At 33.8% G+C, this 21,349-nt stretch carries 17 protein-coding genes; 10 read left to right on the forward strand and 7 right to left on the reverse strand.

The annotated features are described in order from the left end of the window. Positions 1–13: 13 nt before the first annotated feature. From pyk to rlmD, 3 genes are all read left to right on the forward strand, one after another. On the forward strand, positions 14–1,768 hold the full coding sequence (gene pyk / locus CPAL_RS13075; protein WP_106024795.1) for a pyruvate kinase: 1,755 nt from the start codon (positions 14–16) through the stop codon (positions 1,766–1,768). A gap of 301 nt (positions 1,769–2,069) precedes the next feature. Further along, on the forward strand, positions 2,070–2,774 hold the full coding sequence (locus CPAL_RS13080; RefSeq protein ID WP_061858808.1) for a DUF554 domain-containing protein: 705 nt from the start codon (positions 2,070–2,072) through the stop codon (positions 2,772–2,774). 71 nt (positions 2,775–2,845) lie between these two features. Beyond that, positions 2,846–4,294 (forward strand): 23S rRNA (uracil(1939)-C(5))-methyltransferase RlmD, encoded by a 1,449-nt coding sequence (gene rlmD / locus CPAL_RS13085; RefSeq protein WP_106024796.1) that lies wholly within the window; start codon positions 2,846–2,848, stop codon positions 4,292–4,294. Positions 4,295–4,618: 324 nt separating this feature from the next. Here the strand turns inward: rlmD and CPAL_RS13090 are convergent, their stop codons facing one another. The 4 genes from CPAL_RS13090 to CPAL_RS13105 all read right to left on the reverse strand — a co-directional run bounded on the left by CPAL_RS13090 (position 4,619) and on the right by CPAL_RS13105 (position 7,650). Beyond that, positions 4,619–5,206, reverse strand: a complete 588-nt coding sequence (locus CPAL_RS13090; protein ID WP_106024797.1) for a hypothetical protein — start codon at positions 5,204–5,206, stop codon at positions 4,619–4,621. Positions 5,207–5,245: 39 nt separating this feature from the next. After that, a complete protein-coding gene (locus tag CPAL_RS13095; protein ID WP_106024798.1) occupies positions 5,246–5,464 on the reverse strand; it encodes a hypothetical protein in 219 nt (72 codons plus the stop codon). A 435-nt stretch (positions 5,465–5,899) separates the two neighbouring features. Continuing rightward, positions 5,900–6,979: a HAMP domain-containing sensor histidine kinase gene (locus tag CPAL_RS13100; RefSeq protein ID WP_106024799.1), complete on the reverse strand. Its 1,080-nt coding sequence runs from the start codon at positions 6,977–6,979 to the stop codon at positions 5,900–5,902. After that, a complete protein-coding gene (locus CPAL_RS13105) occupies positions 6,976–7,650 on the reverse strand; it encodes a response regulator transcription factor (RefSeq protein ID WP_106024800.1) in 675 nt (224 codons plus the stop codon). The genes CPAL_RS13100 and CPAL_RS13105 overlap by 4 nt, the downstream gene beginning before the upstream one ends. A 163-nt stretch (positions 7,651–7,813) precedes the next feature. Between CPAL_RS13105 and CPAL_RS13110 the strand changes: the two genes are divergently transcribed. Next, a complete protein-coding gene (locus CPAL_RS13110) occupies positions 7,814–8,755 on the forward strand; it encodes an ABC transporter ATP-binding protein (RefSeq protein ID WP_106024801.1) in 942 nt (313 codons plus the stop codon). Then, positions 8,755–9,465, forward strand: coding sequence for an ABC transporter permease (locus CPAL_RS13115; RefSeq protein ID WP_106024802.1), 711 nt, complete (start codon positions 8,755–8,757; stop codon positions 9,463–9,465). Before CPAL_RS13110 ends, CPAL_RS13115 begins: the two co-directional genes overlap by 1 nt. Before the next feature lie 226 nt (positions 9,466–9,691). Here the strand turns inward: CPAL_RS13115 and CPAL_RS13120 are convergent, their stop codons facing one another. Both CPAL_RS13120 and CPAL_RS13125 read right to left on the reverse strand, forming a co-directional pair. Further along, positions 9,692–10,378 (reverse strand): sensor histidine kinase, encoded by a 687-nt coding sequence (locus CPAL_RS13120; RefSeq protein ID WP_207654943.1) that lies wholly within the window; start codon positions 10,376–10,378, stop codon positions 9,692–9,694. Positions 10,379–10,716: 338 nt separating this feature from the next. Beyond that, positions 10,717–11,388: a response regulator transcription factor gene (locus CPAL_RS13125; RefSeq protein ID WP_106024804.1), complete on the reverse strand. Its 672-nt coding sequence runs from the start codon at positions 11,386–11,388 to the stop codon at positions 10,717–10,719. 292 nt (positions 11,389–11,680) lie between these two features. Here CPAL_RS13125 and CPAL_RS13130 point away from each other — a divergent pair, with 292 nt between their 5' ends. Beyond that, positions 11,681–12,448, forward strand: a complete 768-nt coding sequence (locus CPAL_RS13130; RefSeq protein WP_106024805.1) for an ABC transporter ATP-binding protein — start codon at positions 11,681–11,683, stop codon at positions 12,446–12,448. Then, positions 12,435–15,632, forward strand: a complete 3,198-nt coding sequence (locus CPAL_RS13135) for an alpha/beta hydrolase (protein ID WP_106024806.1) — start codon at positions 12,435–12,437, stop codon at positions 15,630–15,632. The genes CPAL_RS13130 and CPAL_RS13135 overlap by 14 nt, the downstream gene beginning before the upstream one ends. 158 nt (positions 15,633–15,790) lie before the next feature. Here the strand turns inward: CPAL_RS13135 and treR are convergent, their stop codons facing one another. Continuing rightward, positions 15,791–16,513, reverse strand: coding sequence for a trehalose operon repressor (treR, locus tag CPAL_RS13140; protein ID WP_106024807.1), 723 nt, complete (start codon positions 16,511–16,513; stop codon positions 15,791–15,793). 158 nt (positions 16,514–16,671) lie between these two features. Here treR and treP point away from each other — a divergent pair, with 158 nt between their 5' ends. From treP to CPAL_RS13155, 3 genes are all read left to right on the forward strand, one after another. Further along, positions 16,672–18,615 carry a PTS system trehalose-specific EIIBC component gene (treP, locus tag CPAL_RS13145; protein WP_106024808.1) on the forward strand — a complete coding sequence of 648 codons (1,944 nt, stop codon included), beginning with the start codon at positions 16,672–16,674 and terminating at the stop codon, positions 18,613–18,615. A 1-nt stretch (position 18,616) separates the two neighbouring features. After that, positions 18,617–20,269, forward strand: a complete 1,653-nt coding sequence (treC, locus tag CPAL_RS13150; RefSeq protein ID WP_106024809.1) for an alpha,alpha-phosphotrehalase — start codon at positions 18,617–18,619, stop codon at positions 20,267–20,269. A gap of 180 nt (positions 20,270–20,449) precedes the next feature. Then, positions 20,450–21,226: an EFR1 family ferrodoxin gene (locus CPAL_RS13155; protein WP_170063605.1), complete on the forward strand. Its 777-nt coding sequence runs from the start codon at positions 20,450–20,452 to the stop codon at positions 21,224–21,226. The last annotated feature ends 123 nt before the right edge of the window (positions 21,227–21,349 follow it).

Genomic DNA, 21,349 nt, shown 5'->3' on the forward strand with positions numbered 1-21,349 from the left:
GAGTAAACACATTATGCAAAAAACTAAAATGGTATTTACAATTGGGCCTACAAGCGAAAAGGAAGAAATTTTAACAGAGCTAATAAAAGCTGGAATGAATGCTGCAAGACTTAATTTCTCACATGGAGATCATGAAGAGCATGGTAAAAGAATAGAATTAATAAAAAAATTAAGGACAAAGCTTAATAAACCAATAGCAATAATGTTAGATACTAAAGGACCTGAAATAAGAACTAAGGATTTTGATGGAAAAGTTGAATTAAAAGAAGGTAGCAAGTTTACAATACACTGCGGTGAAGATATAATTGGAGACGAAACAAGATGTGCTGTAACATATGATACATTATATAAAGATGTTAAGCCAGGAGATTCAATCCTAATAGATGATGGATTAGTAGGACTTTTAGTAGAAAAAGTAGATGGAAATAGAATAGAATGTAAGGTTGTAAACAGTGGAGTAGTTTCTAGCAAAAAAGGTGTCAATGTTCCAGGAGTTAAAATAAATTTACCAGCTCTTACTGAAAAGGATAAAGCAGATTTAATATTCGGATGTGAGCAAGGTGTTGATTTGGTTGCTGCTTCATTTATAAGAAAAGCAGCAGACGTTTTAGCTATAAGAAAGGTTTTAGAGCAAAACGGAGGAAATGATATTCAAATATTCTCTAAGATAGAAAACCAAGAGGGTGTTGATAACATAGATGAAATAATTCAATTCTCTGATGGAATAATGGTTGCAAGAGGAGATATGGGAGTTGAAATTCCTATAGAGATGGTGCCAGTAGTTCAAAAGATGATTATAGAGAAGTGTAATAAGGCTGGAAAACCTGTTATAACTGCAACACAAATGCTTGATTCTATGATGAGAAATCCAAGACCAACAAGAGCAGAAGCATCAGATGTAGCTAATGCTATATTTGATGGCACAGACGCAGTAATGTTAAGTGGAGAATCTGCAAATGGTAAATATCCAATAGAGGCTGCTAATACGATGGCAAAAATAGCTAGAGCTGCAGAAGCACAAATTGATTATGAAGCTGCATTAAATAAAAGAAAAGAAAATGCTTTATCAAATATTGCAAATGCTATAAGCCTTGCAACTTGCACAACAGCTATGGAATTAAATGCTTCAGCTATAATTACAGCTACTCAAAGTGGAAGCACAGCAAGAATGGTTTCAAAATATAGACCAGAAGTTCCTATAATAGCAGTTACTCCAAATGAAAAAGTTGCTAGAAGATTAGCTCTTAACTGGGGTGTATTCCCAATTAGTGCTACTGAGTTCCAATCAACTGATGAAATGATAACTGAATCTGTAAACAAAGCAAAAGAAGAAGGATACGTTAAAAACGGAGACTTAGTTGTAGTAGCTGCAGGAATACCTGTACATTATTCAGGAACTACTAATATGTTAAAAGTTCATGTGGTAGGTGATGTATTAGTACAAGGAAAAGGAGCAGGATCTGCACCAGGGTTTGGTAATGCTAAGGTAATAAAGAATCCAAAAGATGCTGTAAAGCAAGTTGAAAAAGATGATATTCTAATAGTTAAAACTTTAAGTAAAGAGTATATGGAAGTTTTAGATAGAGTTGCAGGTATCATAGCAGAAGAAGGAGGACTTACTTCTCATATGGCTATTGAATGCCTATCAAGAGGAGTTCCTCTAATTGTTAATGCTGGTGGAGCTACAGAATCAATAAAGACAGGAACATTCATCACAATGGATGTTGCAAGAGGAGTAGTATACAACGGAAGAGCAAATATAGTTTAATGAAATAGATATCAAAATTTTTAGTAAAGTGTATATTTTATAGAAAATATACGTATAATATAAATTAGGTGCTTTAAATATTGAAATTGCTGTAGTATAATTTGAATACTAATGGTTAAAATATTTCAATATATTAAAGGCAACTGATTCCATTATTGGCATCCTTTTATCAGGGTGCTCTTTTTTTATTAACATTATATGCTGTGTATATTATAAATAATAATTGATTTTACTTAAGAAAAAACGATATAATAGCATATTATGATTAAAGAAAAATTTAAAGCTATGTGGGGTGTGGGGTATGTTAGGAACTATAGTTAATTCTCTGGCAGTTGTCGGAGGAAGTATAATCGGAATGTTAGTAAAAGGTGGGTTAAGTGAAAAGGTAAGTAAAACTGTAATGGATGGTCTGGCCCTTTGTGTATTGTTTATTGGTGTTTCAAATATTGTAGGGGTATCGGGAAAGTTAGATTCAAATGGATTTTTAGTAGTTATAATATCTATTGTAGTAGGTGGTGGCCTTGGAGAGAAGATAGATATTGATAAGGCAGTTGAAAATTTGGGGAAAAATATTGAAGTAAAACTAAAAGGAAAAGGAGGACAAGTAGCACAAGGATTTGTAACTTCAAGTCTTTTATTTTGCATAGGAGCTATGGCAATTATAGGTTCTCTTGAAAGTGGACTTTCGGGGAATCATAAAACTCTCTTTGCTAAATCTGTTCTTGATGGTATTTCCTCAATAGTTTTTTCATCATCTCTTGGAATTGGAGTTATGATATCTGCTGTATCAGTATTTTTGTATCAAGGATTAATTACTCTTGGAGCTTCATTTTTAAAAGACATATTAATTGAAGGGGTTATAACAAATATGACGGCAATAGGAGGGCTTTTAATAATTGCATTATCTCTTAATATGTTAGGAACTGCAAAAATTAAAGTTGCAAATTTGCTTCCTGCCATATTTTTACCTATTATATACCAAGTTGTATTATCTTTGATAAGGTAGAGAATAATACATATAAATGTAATTTCATTGCTTTTTTGTTTGTAGAAATAGATAAAGAAAGGGAGAAGAAGTTGGAGAAAATAGTACCAGTTGAAAAAAACAAGGATTATGAAGTAGAAATTTTAGGTTTAGCTTCTGAGGGAGAAGGAATAGCTAAAATAGACAACTTTACTATATTTGTTCCAGGAGCTATCTTAGGAGAAAAAGTTAAAATTAAGGTTGTTAAGGTAAAAAAGAACTTTGCTTATGGTAAGCTTCTTGAGGTATTAGAAGAATCAGAACATAGAATTGAACCAGTATGCAGTATATATAAACAATGCGGAGGCTGCGGCCTTCAGCACTTAAGTTATGAAGGACAATTAGAATTTAAGAAAAACAGAGTTAAAGATGCTTTAGAGAGAATAGGGAAAATAAAAATCAGCAGCAAAACCAAATTGGAAAGTGCAGTAGAAAATATTGATAATCATAATTTAAAAAAAGCAAGTGATTATGATGGAGCAATTCTTCATGATACTATTGGGATGAAAGAGCCTTATAGATATAGAAATAAGGTACAACTTCCTGTTGGAGAGGAAAATGGTGAGATTAAGATAGGTTTTTATGCACCAAGAAGTCATAATATCATAGATATGGATACTTGCTATATACAGGATGAAGTAGGAGAAAAGGTGGTAGTCTTAACAAAGAAATGGATGAAGAAATATAATATTAAAGCTTATGACGAACAAAAAGACCACGGGACAGTAAGGCACATAATGATAAGACGAGGATTTATCACAAAGGAAGTTATGGTTGTAGTGATAACAAGAACTAGAGAACTTCCATATAAAGAAGAGTTTGTAGAGATGATAAAAGAAAATATAGAAGGGATAACTAGCATTATTCAAAACATAAACAATAAAAAGACAAATGTTATTTTAGGTGAAGAAAACATAACTTTATTTGGTAGTGATCATATAAGCGATTATATAGGGAAATTTAAGTTCAATATATCTCCTCTATCATTTTTCCAGGTTAATCCTGTGCAGACAGAGATTTTATACAGCAAAGCTTTAGAATACGCAGGTTTAACAGGAGAAGAGGTAGTTTTTGACGCTTACTGTGGCACTGGAACTATATCCTTATTTTTATCCCAAAAGGCTAAAAAAGTTTATGGTGTTGAAATAGTAGAAGCAGCTATTAAAAACGCTAAAGAAAATGCTAAGATAAATAATGTAAATAATGCAGAGTTTATAGTAGGAAAATCTGAAGATGTTATCCCACAATTAATTAACAAAGGAATAAAAGCAGATGTAGTTGTGGTAGATCCACCAAGAAAAGGCTGCGAAAAATCTCTTCTAGAAGCTATAGGAGAAATGAAACCTGAAAGAATAGTATATGTATCCTGCGATCCAGGAACTCTTGCAAGAGATTTAGGAATTCTAGATGAGTTAGGCTATAGAACTCTTGAAGTTCAACCTGTAGATATGTTTCCGCAGACTGTCCATGTGGAGACAGTATGTTTAATGTCTAGAAAGTGAAGCCCGGAAAGCCTTGAGAATACTGAGCTTTATAAAATGAAAGTAAATCTGTCTACTCGACTTAAGCCCTCGATATGTGTATGTAGGAACATATCTAGGGTGTTTTTTTGGGGATGAATTTGGTAGGGGTGAGGAGACGGAATAGATTACTTAAAACACCTCAAAGAACAAAATTAATAATCAGTATCACTGATGGGCAGTTTAACATTATGCCTGATTACACAGGCGAAAAGGCATCCAATTCATTGCTACAGCTACTGGGTTTTCCCATCGGATCAACCTTTAGAAAAATGCTATATATAATTCCTCGTGTAATATATCGAACTATCCGTTATTTTTTCTACTATTCTCCATCTTTTTAAATCCAATAGAGATAAAAATGATACATATTACTAGTCCAACCATTGCTGGAACAAGAACTGACGTTCCTGATTTACTCCCAAAAACAATACTCCAGCTTATTTTTGCCAACGCTATAAAAATCATTACGGCTATTCCAAAAAATAAACTTCGTTTCCAGAATGCTATGGCAAGAGCGGAGAGAGATACAGGTATCAAGAGTGTTATTATCACCTTAGGTAATCTCCAGTCACCTGTAAGATATTGTTTTTCCATTTCTAAAAATTCAATCACTTGACTGCTAACCTCAACAGGCTTAGGGAACCAAAACATACTGGTAAACACCATAAACATAGTTCCCATAATTCCAGCCCAGCTTCTCTTATATGCGAAATAGCAAAATGGAATAATAAACATGGGTCTTATATACCAGCTAAGCTGATTTTGATGTCTCTCATATGCCCAATCAAAAAAACTTTTATTTGTCATTGCTAAAATGATAAACAAAACTGTCAGAATAAAAAATAAACCTCCTAGTTGTTTATCGTATTTCTTTATGGTTGTAAATTTCATACTATCATCTCCTATCTTTATTTTTTCCTATACCATTTTTTAAAAATCAACGAAGTAATCAATATTCTCGAGCATTTTGTTAAGTGTCATATCTTCATCTTGCTGAAATGTATCTGTATAGTGCATTAACAAATAACTGACAATATTATGAACAAACTCCGATGGAAGGTCATTTCTAAAATCTCCGTCTTTTATTGCCTTATCTATCATGTCTTTAAGTACTTTTTCAGAATCCGTTTTCAAAACTTCACTTGCCATTTTATATATTTCCTTTTTCTTTAGCAAACATAATGCTCAATTTGTGATATTTGGGAAATAGTTTACCGAGTTCAATCCTACAATATTTTTTATTGAAATTGCTTTAGATACAAGAAAAATTGACCACAATAAGTATTCTGGTATTCACAATAAGATTCTTGCTTTAAGTTTAAGCAAAATAAGAAAAATTACATTGCTGATTAGGAATGGCTGACTTAAATTTACAAATCTCATTATAATCTGCTTCAGTGTGTAGTGAGATTTTGTGGTCGTTTTTTCGTGAAATGGTAATCCTATCGCCTGGTTAAAAGGAATTGATGTTTTTATGGGAAATAGCGATCATGCCGTGGGATAAGTGCAAATTCTATTCGAATTATGCAATTATTTATTATGAAAAAAGCATGCGCTGTCGAGAGCAATAGCGCATTACTTTTCTCATAGGCGCGGCAAAGTTGCTTCTGAATTTAATGGCAATTTTACAATAAAAACACTACCTTTTCCAAGCTCACTTTGAACTTCAATTGTGCCACTACATAGTTCGATAATTCTCTTGGCTATGGTCAAACCTAATCCATTTCCAGTCAATGAATGGGACACGTCTCCTTGATAAAATTTATCAAACATATGACGCATGGTTTCATCACTCATGCCACATCCATTATCCTCAAGCCGAAAGGTTACCTTTTGTCCACTCCGCCATAGGCCAACTTTTATTATTCCACCACTTTCTGTGTATTTGATAGCATTATCAAGAAGATTTACCCAAATTTGCTGGATTAGATTTTTATCACCCAATATTTCAATTCCATCTTCAAGATCAATCTCTACATTAAGATTTTTCTCGCTCCACTTCGGCTCTAACATTACAATTGCAAGTCTGATTTGCTCATCTAAGCTATAGGTTGATTTTTGCCCTATAATCTCTGTGTTTTCTATTTTTGAGAGGTTAAGAATATTAGTGGAAAGTTGAACAAGTCGTTCAGATTCCTGCACGATTATGTTTAGGTATTCCTGCTTTTCCTCATCGCTGACATCGCCCGATAGTAACAATTTTGCAAAGCCCTTGATTGAAACTATGGGCGTTTTGAATTCATGAGAGAAGTTTCTTACAAAGTCACTATGGATGATTTCAATGCTTTTTAATTCCTGTACCATCTTGTTAAAGCTAAGAGCTAGTGCATCTAATTCAAATACAAAACTGCCTTTTACCTTAACTGAAAAATCACCTTCAGCCACCTTATTGGTGGCTTTCATCATTTCTCGAATAGGTTTAACAGAACGTTGACTTAATAATGTAGCAATAACCACGCCAAGAAAAATGCAGATATACATCATAATATAAATCGCTCTGATTGAATTTGAGTTGCTGTCTAAATCTAAGATACCAAATTTAGATAATAGAAAAGCAATCAAGCCAGCAGATAAAATGGACAAGAGCATGACTAGAAATACCAAGGCTACTAAGGAAACAGTCAAACTGATTTTTGTAGGTAATGTCTTCATTATTTTCTTCATGCAAGCCTCCTAATTTTATACCCCAAGCCACGTATTGTCACAATTTCAAAATCAGGGTTGTCTCTAAATTTATTTCTCAATCTATTAATATGAACATTCAAGGTATGTTCGTCGGTTTTAGAATCCAATCCCCATATTTCATCCATAAGTTGATTGCGTGTAAAGATCATATTGGGATAGCTCATAAGCTTAAAAAGAAGTTCAAATTCTTTTTTTGGTAAAATAACCTGTTCATCTTTCCATGAGACGGTAAGCGTATTGTAATCCGCTGTGGTTTTGCCTATGACAACTCTATGCTCGCTGGTAATTTGCGCCCGGCGCAAAAGCGCCTTTACTCGAAATAGCATTTCTTGTTCATCAAAAGGTTTCGTCATATAATCATCAGTTCCAACAAGAAAACCCTTATGTTTGTCTTCTATTTTCTGGCTGGCTGTCATCATTAATATAGGAATGTTTTCGCCAATATCACGTAATTGCTCACATAACTCATAGCCATCCATATGGGGCATCATTAAATCTAAAACAATTAAATCGAAATGCTGAGTCTCCATTAAGTTAAGTGCTTCAATTCCATCTTTTGCAGTATATGTGTTATATCCACCGCGCTTTAGAACAGCACATATGAGTTTTTGGGTATTAATATCATCCTCGACAACTAGAATATCAAACACTTTAACCACCTCCATCTAAATATTAGACCTTCTGAAAGTAAACTGAATATCAACAAATTTATGAGTGAAAATTGAGGTTCAGTTGATGTTGGGAATTTAGTTTTATTATAGTATCAATAAAAACAGAGATACAATATGAAATTCGTACAAAGGAGTGTAATCAATGGAAAAAACAACTAGAGGTAGTTCCGCTGCTATACAGATGGATAGGCTTACAAAAAAATTTGGTGATTATCGTGCCGTTGACGAGCTTTCACTTGACGTGAATCGTGGTGAAATTTTCGGTTTTCTCGGCCTGAATGGGGCGGGGAAATCTACAACAATAAAAATGATGTTATCATTGCTTAATCCTACTTCTGGAAGCGTCTATATGCTTGGAAGCAAGGTTGACCCTGGAAATCACAAGCTATGGGAAGAGGTGGGGTATCTGGAGGATGTAACCTATTATCCAGGACTTACTGTAATAGAAAATTTAGAAATTGCTCGCCGTATGCAGATGATTTCTGATCGTCAATCTATAACTCACGTGATGCAAAAGTTAGGGTTGGAGCCTCATAAGAATAAAAAAGCTAAAAATCTTTCTTTGGGGAACAAGCAGCGGTTGGGGCTGGCGAAAGCCATGATACACAATCCGCAAATCCTGATTTTGGATGAACCCATCAACGGTCTTGATCCTGCTGGTGTCGTAGAAATAAGGGAGATGATTTTCGATTTATCAAGAAATTATGGTGTTACGGTCTTTATATCAAGTCATCAATTAGAAGAACTTGCAAAAGTGGTTGACCGAATTGGCATCATTCATGGAGGACGATTGATTCAGGAAATAACAATGGCGCATTTGGAACAGTCTTTGCAAAAGCATGTGGTTCTCAATGGCCGCGATAAAGATGCAATGAAATGTATTCTTGCCAAACATGGATATAATTTTGAAGAAAGCAAAGATGGATGTTTGCTGGTTTCGGAAGGTCCTGCAACTGAAGAACCCGAAAAGTTGGCTGAATTGCTGGTTAGTTATGGTCAGCCTCCAACACAACTTAACATCGTTACCGAAGATTTGGAAGGTTATTTTTTAAGGACAATTCAAGGCGCAAAGGAGGTACACTAATGAAGATATTGTCATTTATATATTGTGAAATTCTTAAAGTATTGCGTTCAAGTGTTTTTTGGATACTTTTAATTGCATTTGCTACTATGCCAGTTATGCTTGGCTTAGTTACATATATGAATGCTGCCGATGTTAATTGGGGACCATATTTGGCAGATTTGCTTGGTTCTATAACGGCTCTTTTAGTGATTGGATTTTCATTCACCGCTTGTTGGGTTTTCGGACGTGAATTTACTGATAAGACGATAAGTGAGTTACTTGTAAAGCCGGTTTCCAAACTCTATGTAATACTGTCAAAGTTCATCGTTATTTTTCTTTGGGATGTTGTGCTTGCCCTCTTCATGTTTGCAGTGGTGATCATTATGGGGCTTCTGATTGGTCTTAGAGGTGGGACAGTAACACTGATAATGAGTAACTTACTTACTTTTATGATAGCGTCTCTACTAATTATGGTTGTCAGTACAGTAAGTGCCTTATTAGCTAATATAAGTAAAGGGTATTTGGCTCCTATCGGTTTTACCCTCCTAATAGTGGTTATCTCCAATGTAATTGCGCAGGCTGGTCTTGCAGCTTACTTTCCGTGGGCAATTCCTTCATTATTCTTTTCAAATGCTTCTCTTGGCATCGTCAGCATAGTCATACTTGCTGTTACAGGAATAGTTGGGTTTATTGGAACAATCGCATGGTGGAGGTTCGCTGAACAGCAATAGTTTTAACTTGATTGTTATACTAATAAACATCTTGGTTAGATACTGCTTTTTCCCGCACCTTATATGTCAATCGATAGGTTGCGGGAAATATATAGTATATATAAAAATATAATGCATCATATTTGCTGTGGGAAAAAAGAGCAATTTCCAAGTACCCTAATAATTTACATACTTCAACTTAGTTTCAATAAAAATCTAGGTTTCAAATAAGAAGTAGGGATTAAGATTATAGGTAATAATAGCTAGATATTTTAGGAAAGTGTATAGTAACTTGAGTATATTTATCTTCTTCTGATTGTATGGATAAATTATGTCCCAACTTTAAGGCTATTTGTTTGGCAAGATAAAGCCCTATTCCGGTAGATTTTGAATGATTTCTTTGAAGAGAACCCGTAAATCCTTTTTCAAATACTCTATTGATATCTTCAGGTTTAATTCCGATTCCAGTATCTTTAATCAATAATTGTTTCTCTCTGCTATTTGATTCAAAAGTAAAAGAGATCGCTCCACCATCATCGGTATATTTTAAAGAATTTGCTACAATCTGATCTATGACAAATCCAAGCCATTTGCTATCGCTATATACAAATTGTTCTTCATCCAACATGGTAAGTCTAATGCGTTTCTGAATGAACAATTTGGAATATTTCTTTACACTCTCCTTAACGATTTGATTCAGCGAGACTTCTGTAATAAAGTAATCATTTGAAAAGGAGCCTATTCGGGAGTAATAGAGGGCTTGTTCCACATAATTATCAACTTTGTTTAGTTCGTCTTCCAATTTATCTACAATATAATCTAATGTTTTGACTGTGGAATTTTTCATAAGCATACGGCTTGCAGTTATTGGAAGCTTTACTTCATGAATCCAGGATATAATGAAATCTTGATAATCCTTTCGTTCATTGTGCAAGCGATCAAGTTCCTCCATATAACCTTTATGCAATTTCTCATAGACCATCATATAAAATTTTTGCTCATGGTTTTGCGGTTTAGGAAATATCAAGTTATATAAATTTTGATTATTATTATTTGTTAATTCGTCCAATTGCTTATAAAAATTATTCCTATAAAAATACCCTGCTACGATATATATGGTTGCCAAAAGACCGCAGCCAAAATTCGTGTACAGTATATTGTTGACAGGATTGTATCCATCTGAACTAACGAACATCATTAATGTTATAAAAACCATTAAAACAATGTAAAATATTAAAAAATGACGTTTATCCTCTAAATACTGTAAAAATCTCATTTTATTATATACCCTTCTCCCTTTATTGTGGTAATATAGTTTTCTTTTCCAATCTCGGCAAGTTTCTTGCGTAGGCGGGTGATGTTTACAGTTAAAGTATTATCGTCCACAAAGCTTTCATCTTCCCAAAGGCTGCGCATAATCTTTTCCCGGCTTACAATGGTTCCTATATTCTGCATTAAAATATTTAGTATTTTAAATTCGTTTTTTGTAAGCTCTGATTTCTGTTCTCCATAGAATACCTCTCCGTTATTAAGGTTCAATACAATGCCATCATGCTCTCTTATACTAGGTGTTGTTTCGGTATAAGAGTATGTTCTTCGTAGCAATGCTTTAATTTTTGCAATCAGCACTTCTTCATAGAAAGGTTTTTGAATATAGTCATCTCCTCCCATGTTCACAGACATAACCATATCCATTGGTGTATTGCGGGAGGAAAGAAACATAATAGGCACTTTAGAAATCTCTCTGATTTTATTGCACCAGTAAAATCCATCAAAAACCGGTAGGTTAATATCCATTAATACAAGATGAGGGTTTTCCTTAAGAAATACTTGTAGCACCTGGCTGAAATCATCAAACTTAATACATTCATATCCCCATTTTCCTAACATTTCCCCTAGCATATCTCTAATTGTTGGTTCGTCTTCTACAATCATTATTTTCATTCTTATTCCTCCACTTGTTAAGTGTTAATATTGATAATAAAATAATTTTTATGCATTTTTACATTTCATTGCTTATATTATACATTGTTTTATCTAAAACTCGCAAACATACTAATTTTAGTTTTATAATAGGGCATTATTCTACATACTATTTCGAGTAAAATTGATAAATGTTACAAAATTGAAAGGTTGAAATTATAAAATGTAAGGTTAATCAATTTATCTAACCGTTCGGATGTGAAATAATAAAAACATAAGGAGATAAATCCAACTAAACTAGGAGGTTAATATTGTGAAAACAGTAGTCGAAGCAAAGCAAATTAAAAAGACTTATGGATCAAGAGGGAATGTTTCTCAGGTATTACATGGCATTGATTTGACAGTTCAGGAAGGTGAGTTTGTAGGAATTATGGGTCCATCGGGCTCTGGAAAAACCACGTTGCTTAATATTTTGGCTACTATTGATCAACCCACTTCGGGTGATATTATCATTGACGGTGAAAGCATTCTCAATATGAATGAAGAACAATTATCAACTTTTCGCCGTAACAAACTCGGCTTCATTTTTCAGGATTACAATTTATTGGATACTTTAACAGTAAAGGAAAATATACTACTTCCATTAGCACTTGCCAAAATTAAAGTGGAAGAGCTGGAACGCAGGGTAGATAAAATTGCAGATAAGTTTGGTATTCGCTCTATATTGGGTAAATATCCTTATCAAATTTCTGGAGGACAGAAGCAACGCACCGCAGCTGCACGTTCTATTGTGTCCAATCCACGTATAATACTAGCTGATGAACCAACAGGTGCATTGGATTCCAGATCTGCAACAGACTTACTTGAAACTTTAAAAGAGATGAATTTGCAGGATAAAGCCACAATTTTGATGGTCACGCATGATGCTCTTGCGGCAAGTTATTGCAGTCGAGTTATGTTTATTAAGGATGGAAAAATATTCACAGAGATTGTAAAAGGCCATATTACCCGGAAAGAGTTTTTTAAGAAAATATTGGATGTTTTAAATGTGTTAGGAGGAAGCCTAAGTGACGTTGTTTGATATAGTTAAAAAGAATATAAGAGGGAATTTTAAAAGCTATCTGGTTTACTTTATGTCAATGCTTATAAGTGTAGTAATTTACTATACATTTGTTTCACTGCAGTACAGTACAGAAATAGCAAAGAGTATAGAAGCTTCACAAAGCATGCAATCCATTTTTATGGTGGCATCTATTATTTTAATTCTATTCGAGGCTGTTTTTATATTATATTCAAACAACTTTTTTGCCAGAAAACGCAAGAAAGAGGTAGGACTATATTCACTGCTTGGTTTGCGAAAAAAAGATGTTGGTAAAATGATGTTTTACGAAAACCTGATTATGGGAGCAATTGTGTTAGTTGTAGGAATTGCTGTGGGGACGTTTTTATCTAAGCTTTTCACTATGATTTTACTTAAGTTGCTTGGAACCACAGTAGATGTTGGTATGACATTTTCATTAAGCGCTGTTGCCAATACAGTTATTATGTTTGCGATAATTATTTTATTTACATCTATTCAGGGATATCGTTTGATTTATAAATTTAAATTAATTGAATTATTTCGAGCAGAATGTGAAGGTGAACATGAACCAAAAGCATCTGTTATCTCAGCAATACTAGCTGTTCTTTGTTTGGTAATAGGGTATTGGTTTGCATTTCAGAACTTTTCCAACAACAAAGAAATTATTACTAATTTAGGTGTTATGCTTGGTGGTATTATAATAGGAACTGCATTGCTATTTTCATCTTTGGTGATTTTTCTACTTAAAATGGCTAAGCGAAATAAGGGTAGCTATTATAAAGGAATGAACCTGGTTGGTATTTCTAATTTGGTTTATCGAATTAAAGGAAATTCAAGAACTCTCTGTGTAATTTCTTTGTTAAACGCTCTTGCTTTGTGTTCAGTAAGTGTTGGCTTTGGATTGTATTATGGTTTCGACAAGACAGCACGCTTGACAGCACCTTTTAGTTATATGTATATTGCACAGGATAAAACTTTTAATAAAACTGTGGACAGCATAATTCGTGCAGATAAGGAACATCCGGTTTCTTTGCAAATGGAAATTCACGTAATAAAATGTAAAGGGGAGGCTTCTAGCTCAGATATTTTGTCTGGTAGAGATATTAAAGCAGATGAGAACCCTATTAAAGTGGTTTCTATAAGTCAATATAACTTGGTTGCTCAAGCTTTGAAGTTTCCGATGATCGATGATCTTGATGATGGGAAAGCTATAGCTATACGTCCAATGTATACTAACAAAAAATCTGCTGATTATGAGGGCGAGAGCATTACACTTAAATTGCCTAAAGAAGATATAACATTTGCTTTTGCAGGTATGACAATAGAAAGAATTATCAATTGGAGTTTTCCTGATATTATGATTGTCATCAATGACAATGATTATAAAAAAGTTCAAACACAGGTTTCTCCTATAACCTATGTTGGATATTCTGTGCAAAATCAGAAAACCACAAAGAAGACAGCTGACAAACTTGCCACAATTAAAACGTCACAATCCAAGGTATCAACATACTATTCTGTATACAGACTGGGTATAGAAGAAGCGTCTTTTAATGTATTCATTCTAGGATTTCTTGCCATAGTTTTTATGATGGCGACTGGTAGCATATTATATTTCAAACAATTAACCGAAGCTCATGCCGATAAAGCTCGATATAAAATTTTGGCCAAAATAGGCGTTAACAAAAAGGAGATTTATTTGTCTATACTTATGCAAAATGCCTTTATCTTTGTTTTGCCATTTATGGTTGGATTAGCACACTATATCGTGATTTTAAATCTTTTAAAAAAGATGTTTAGTGGAATGGCCGGCGTTAATTTGACTCTGCCTATCCTTGTATGTGTCAGTGCTTTTACACTGATTTATGCAGTTTATTATATTATTACAGTAAACTCCATCAATAAGGCTGTGATTGGAGAATCGGCTCCAATGATAAAATTTGCAACCGTTGTTATCGGGGTATGTGTACTTGTTTTGTTTGGGATGCTGATTTGGTTCGCATCTTTGCCTCCAAAGGAAGAAAATTATGTTGGAGAGAAAATTTATTTGGATTTGCCAAAACCAACCGGTCAATACTTAGTTGGTACAACTGAATTACATTTGCGTGATGAAAATCGAGTTGATCCATGGGTAAGTGATATGAAGAGAGAGCTAATGATTAGTATCTGGTATCCTGCTGAGCAGGAAAGCAATAAAAAAGCACATTATATGCAACCGGGAGCAGCTAAACATTATGATGAAAATACAATTTCAAAGATCGGTTTAGATCCTGGAAGAATTAACTTGGTAGCTATTGGCACAAATGCTTGGTTGGATGCACCTGTGGCTTTTAGCCAGGATGGATGGCCTATAATTCTATATTCACCAGGTGCTTCGGTTCCAAGAAACTTCGGTACGGTATTAGTTGAAGAACTGGCCAGCAGGGGATATGTTGTGGTTACAGTTGATCATACTTATGATGCATCCGCAGTAGAATTTCCTGACGGACGTGTCTTAACTGAAAAATTACCAGAAAATAATGCGGAAGTTGTTCTTAAGATGTTGGATACAAGGGTAAAGGATATGCGCTATATACTAGATATGCTTGAGTCAATAAAAGCAGGCAGCAATCCTGATTATGAGCAGCCAGAATTACCTATGGGGCTTGCTAAAGCATTGAATCTTTCTAAGATTGGTATATTCGGACACTCCGCTGGTGGTGCTACTGCTGCGCAGACAATGTATGACGACAATAGAATTGATGCAGGAATCGATATGGATGGATCGTTAGGTTATGTGCCTGATCATCTGCTGCCGGTAGCGCATCATGGTCTGGACCGTCCTTTCATGCTGATGAATTCAGGCTACTATAAGAATGGAAATGAGCCGGATTCACATTTAACTGCTCCAGACCGAAAATCCTTTTGGCAGAATTCTAATGGTTGGAAATTGGATTTGAGTGTACCTAAGGGAATGCACTATACCTTTACAGATTACCAGTTTCTACTTCCTATGCTTGATGAAAAGCTTAGTATTCCTCCACAGGTAATACAAAACTTATTAGGTACAACTGATCCTAATCAGATGCTTGATGCACAGCGAAATTATATTAGTGCTTTCTTTGATCTCCATTTGAAAGGGATTGAACAACCATTGCTTCTTTCACCGTCAAAACTCTATCCGGAGGTGGAGTTTGTACGGTAAAGCTTATCATAAACAGCTACTAATAGCGTTTTCTGCAAGATAGACAATATATGAAAACACTCTTAACAGGGTTGGTGTACATTGAGCTTTATCAGAAACTATATCAAATGCTGAATACAAAAAATCTAAGCTAGAGATATCTAAGTTCTCTAGCTTTTTTAGCGTTTCCTTGTGGCTGTATCATGAAAACAGAAATAATCGGGGCGATGTCTGGATTGAGTATATTCGAACATAATCCCTTTATCATTATAAGTCTGACTGCTAATTACAGCTAAACAATTATAATCATTTAATTCTAGATATTTCTTATCAGTCTCAGTTACTCGTTCTACAGTCATGCGGCGTTTACTTGTAATAATAGGCATACCTAATTCATTTTCAATATATTCATATATGGAACGTTCTGCAATTTCTTTAGTAAGTCCAGGGACGACTTCTTTTAAAAACATATTGATATCTAGGATAAGAGCCTTGTTATCTAAATAACGAACTCTTTGAATATAGTAAATCTCTGTCCCTTCTGAAAATCCAGTTTTTGTTGCTATAGTTTCGTCGGCTATGATTTCTGTAAACTGTATGACTTTTGTATGATATTTCTTATGATTCCTCATAGCAGATTCTTTAAAAGATTCAATCCCACCAATGGTAAAGTTGGTTTGATCCACAGGCTGATATATAACATAAACACCTTTTCCGTGTACTGATTGTACATACCCTTGTTCTACTAATGAAGAAATAGCTCTACGAATGGTATTTCTTGAGCAACCATAAATTGAGGCTAGATTATTCTCTGAAGGCAGCAATTCTTGAAAAATGTATTCTTGATTTTCTATTTTCTCTTTTAGATCATAATAAATGTATTCGAATTTAGTCTTGGGCATATGTTGTTCATCTCCTTAAAGGGATATTTTTTTATGATAGGACAATTATATATATTAAGCAATGAATTTGCAAGAAACTTTTCTTGACTTGTTTAAACAAGTGTGATATAAAATATATATAATACTTGTTTAAACAAGTTATGATAGGGGGAATAATTATGGGAACATATCAAAACGATTCCATTCAGCTTCTTAAACTGATTGGTGGGAAAGAAAATATTGCAGCAGTTACTCACTGCATGACAAGAATGCGTTTTGTTCTTAATGATCCTTCAAAAGCAAACATTAAAGAAATAGAAAAATTAAAATCAGTAAAAGGAACATTTACGCAAGCAGGACAGTTTCAAGTTATTATAGGTAACACAGTTGCTGATTTTTATAATGACTTCATAGCGGTGGCAGGTGTAGAAGGAGTATCTAAAGAGCAAGTTAAGAAGGCAGCAAAAAAGAATCAAAACGTTTTACAACGTATTATGACCGCTTTAGCGGAAATTTTTGCACCACTTATTCCTGCCATTATAACTGGTGGTCTTATATTAGGATTTAGAAACTGTATTGATAGTTTATATTTATTTGAAAATGGAACAAAAACACTTGTTGAAATTAGCCAATTTTGGGCCGGTGTTGATAGTTTCTTATGGTTAATTGGTGAAGCGGTATTTCATATGTTACCTGTTGGTATTTGTTGGTCTGTTACCAGGAAGATGGGGACGACACAGATGCTTGGTATTGTATTAGGTTTAACTTTAGTATCAGGTCAATTATTAAATGCTTATGCAGTTGCAGGTGCTACAGAAATACCAGCTTGGGACTTTGGATTCTTTAAAGTTAATATGATCGGTTATCAAGCACAAGTAATACCAGCAATTTTAGCAGCTTTCACTTTAGTATATTTAGAAAAATTCTTTAGAAAAATTACGCCACAAGTTATTTCTATGATTGTTGTACCATTTTGTAGTTTATTATTATCAGTTATCGCTGCTCACTTTATATTAGGGCCTATTGGTTGGAAAATCGGTTCTGCAATCTCATCTGTAGTTTATGCAGGAATTACTGGTCCATTTAAAGCATTATTTGCAGCAGTATTTGGATTTGTATACGCACCACTTGTAATAACAGGACTTCACCATATGTCAAATGCTATTGATATGCAGTTAATCGCAGACTTTGGCGGTACAATGCTTTGGCCAATGATCGCACTTTCCAATATTGCTCAAGGTTCTGCAGTACTTGGTATGTCTTATTTACAAAGAAAAGATAGTGATGCACAAGAAGTAAATATACCTTCTCTTATTTCTTGTTACTTAGGTGTAACAGAACCAGCTATGTTTGGTGTTAACTTAAAATATAACTTTCCATTCATTTGTGCTATGATTGGTTCTTGCCTTGCAGCAATAGTGTGCGTTGTAACTAAAACTACTGCCAATGCAATTGGTATAGGTGGTCTACCAGGAATTTTATCTATTCAACCAGCTTACATGATTAACTTTGCAATTTGTATGGTGATTGCTATTGCAGTACCATTTGTATTAACAGTTGTGGTTGGTAAAAAGAAATTAAACGTAAACGATTCAAATGCAAAAATAAACACTAATGCAGCAGAAGAAATTGCAACAAATGATAATGTAAAAGTATCTTCAAATATAAAATTATCTGCATTTCTTTCAGGAGAAGCTATAGACATTACAGAAGTTTCTGATGATGTATTTTCTAAGAAGATAGTAGGTGATGGAATAGCCATTGAACCTACAGATGAAATTTTAGTTGCTCCAGCTGATGGTAAAGTTACTCTTGTTATGGAAGGTAGCAATCATGCATGCGCAATGAAACTTAATGATGGAACAGAAATTTTGCTGCATATCGGTCTTGATACTGTAAATATGCATGGAGATGGTTTTACACCATTCGTAAAAGCAGGAGATAGAGTGAGAAAAGGTGACAAATTAATTGCTTTTAGTCAGAAAAAGATTAAAGAAGCTGGTTATAAAGCAACTACAATTTTGGTAATTACAGAGACTACAAAAGAAAAAACAACACAGTTCTTTACTGGAAAGCAAGTAAGTGCAGGTAAAGATGTTGTTGCTACAATAGGAGGTAAATAGATTGGGTAATTTTAAAAACAGCGTCGTATATCAGATATATACGAAATCATTTAAGGATTCAAATGGTGATGGTATTGGTGATATTAGAGGTGTTACGGAAAAGTTAGATTATATTAAGAGCCTTGGTGTAGATTATATATGGATGACTCCTTTCTTTAAATCCCCCTTAAATGATAATGGATATGATGTGGCAGATTATCTTTCCATAGATCCTCTATTTGGAACCATGGAAGATGTGGAAGAATTAATTTCAGAAGCTGCCAAAAGAGATATAGGTCTGATGTTTGACATGGTTTTTAATCATACCTCTACAGAACATGAGTGGTTTAAAAAAGCGCTAGCAGGGGAGAAAAAATATATGGATTACTATATCTTTAAAGATGGTAATCCAAATGAACCACCTACCAATTGGGAATCCAAGTTTGGTGGTAGTGCTTGGGAATATGTACCACACTTAAAAAAATGGTATTTACATTTATTTGATAAGACACAAGCAGATTTAAACTGGGACAATAAAGAAGTAAGAGATGAACTAAAGGAAGTCATTAGATTTTGGAAGAATAAAGGAGTAAAAGGTTTTAGATTTGATGTTATAAATCTTATTTCAAAACCAGAACAATTCCAAAATGATGAAACTGGTGATGGTAGAAAGTTCTATACAGATGGACCTCATGTTCATGAATATTTAAAAGAACTTGTGGCAGATACAGGAATAGAAGATATGATAACGGTAGGGGAAATGTCCTCTACCTCACTAGACAATTGTATTCGTTATACTAATCCACTAGAAAAAGAATTATCTATGACATTTAACTTTCATCATTTAAAGGTAGATTACAAAGACGGAAACAAGTGGGAAATACAAGAACCGGATTATCGTGCTTTAAAGAAATTATTTAAAGATTGGCAAGAAGGTATGCAAGAAGGCAATGGTTGGAATGCACTATTCTGGTGTAATCATGATCAGCCAAGGAGTGTTTCCAGGTTCGGAAATGATAAGACTTATTGGAAACAATCAGCCAAGATGTTGGCCACTTGTATTCACTGCATGCGCGGAACACCTTATATTTTCCAAGGTGAAGAGATAGGTATTACTAATTCTTATTTTACAGATATTGATCAATTTAAAGATGTTGAAAGTAGAAATTATTATGAAATTATGAGACAATCTGGAAAGACTCATGAAGAAGCTATAAAAATTCTACAAGCTCGTTCTAGAGATAATGGAAGAACGCCAATGCAGTGGTCTAAGAGTAAGTATGCTGGATTTTCAAGTTCTAAGCCATGGATTGACTTGCCAGAAAACTATAAGAATATTAATGTTGAAGTAGAAGAATTAGAAGAGGACTCTATTTTACAATATTATAAGGAATTAGTGAAACTTCGTAAAGAAGAACCGCTTATTGCAGATGGAAAGATAGAATTCTTATATGACGATTTTGAAGATGTATTAGTATATAGACGCTTTGATGAAGATGAAGAAATACTTGTAATAAATAATCTAAAAGAAAAAGAAGTTGTTCTAAACTTATCTAAGGATATTTCAGAATATAAAAAGCTATTAGGTAATTATGATAACATTATCCTAGAGGATAATAAAATAAAATTAAGACCATTTGAATGCGTAGTTTGCATATATTCTTCTAAATATTGATTTAAGAAAAAATATCGGCATAGTTTGGTATAGATTACCGGCTATGCCCATTTTTCTTATACATAATATCGTTCTTGTTAAATTGTTTAATAGCATATTTAAGAGCGATTATGAATATGATTTTCATTGAATAAAACTATGAATAAAAAGAGTATATGTGAAGGGCTGGAAATTAAGAATATGGTATTATATTTTTCAGGTACAGGAAATACAAAATATGTAGCAAAATTGATTTGTGATGGATTAGGTGATGAATGTATAGATTTGTTTGATAGAATTAGGAATAATGACAAATCGCCTTTGTATTCAGAAAAGCCTTATGTAATTTGTTCTCCTATATATGTTTGTGAAATGCCTTTGTTTTTGATGAAGTACTTAAGGTCAATAACATTTAACGGAAATAATAAGGTGTATTTTGTTTTTACAAGTGGTGGCTATTGTGGCAGTGCAAAAGTTCAAGCAAAACTATTTTCAATTAGAAAAAAATTAAAGTGTTTGGGCTGTGTGGAATTTGTAATGCCAAGAAACTATGTTGCTAATAATAAATATTCTATGGATGATGAGGAAGTAATTCGTTTAAAGATTTCAAATGCTACTAAAAAAGTGAAGGAAGTTGTTGAAGACATTAAGAATGGAAGAAGGGTTAAAAGTCGACATGTATGGCTTTTTGAAATCTTGATTATTACTCCTTTTGCGCCGTTGTGGACAAAATATAAGCTAGTTGCAAAGGATTTTTATACTACAGATGCATGTGTAGGTTGCCGAATATGCGAAAAGGTTTGTCCTTTAAATAATATTAAAGTTGTTGATAAAAAGCCTAAATGGGGTGAAAACTGTACCCATTGTATGGCGTGTATCTCCAAGTGCCCTAAAAAAGCAATAGAATATGGTAATATAACGCAGGGCAAAAAAAGATATCTTTTAAAAGATTATGTTTCTGCTAAGAGAAAAGATTAATTATGTTTACAAAACCAACTTGATGTTTGCTCAGTTAGATATGTTTCGACTTCATATTAACGTTCGGTGGAACAGCTGTCAAAAAAGCAGGCTAAATATCATTTATGTTGAGTGAAAAAAATG

This window comes from Clostridium thermopalmarium DSM 5974 (assembly GCF_002995795.1).
Taxonomy (GTDB): domain Bacteria; phylum Bacillota; class Clostridia; order Clostridiales; family Clostridiaceae; genus Clostridium_H; species Clostridium_H thermopalmarium.